This is a genomic window from Halalkalibacter okhensis (genome assembly GCF_000787375.1).
Lineage (GTDB): Bacteria > Bacillota > Bacilli > Bacillales > Bacillaceae_D > Halalkalibacter > Halalkalibacter okhensis.
This window is the reverse complement of sequence record NZ_JRJU01000098.1, coordinates 1-506: the sequence shown is the minus strand read 5'-3', so window position 1 is coordinate 506 and position 506 is coordinate 1. Positions and strand designations below refer to the sequence as shown.

Here is a 506-nt window from a genome sequence, read left to right as displayed (position 1 = left end):
GTGGTTTAGAAAACCCCTGGCTATGCCGGGGGTTCAAAAGAGCTTCTAGCGTGGTATTAAAAAAACCTCACTTCATGGTAGGATAAAGTTGGTTTCCCGACCACTTCATTCCACCATAGAAGGAGGTATGCCCTGTGAAGGACATGAATAGTTTAGCACACACAACATGGAATTGTAAGTATCACATCGTTTTTGCTCCGAAATACAGAAGACAAATCATATATGGAAAATATAAAAAGAGCATTGGACAAATCATAAGAGATCTATGTGAACGAAAAGGTGTAATGATTCATGAAGCGAATGCTTGTTCAGATCACATTCATATGTTAGTGAGTATTCCCCCAAAGTTAAGTGTGTCTCAATTCATGGGTTACTTAAAAGGGAAAAGTAGTCTCATGATATTTGATCGACATGCAAATTTGAAGTATCGATATGGGAATCGGAAGTTCTGGTGTCGAGGCTTCTATGTCGATACGGTAGGTAGAAATAAAAAGAAAATACAACAA

1 protein-coding gene is annotated in these 506 nt (G+C 38.1%); it reads left to right on the top strand.

The window, feature by feature from the left end; all coding sequences use genetic code 11:
• Positions 1–143 precede the first annotated feature (143 nt).
• Positions 144–506: IS200/IS605 family transposase (gene tnpA, locus LQ50_RS24165; protein ID WP_034634323.1), on the top strand; the 363-nt coding region annotated here is incomplete at its 3' end.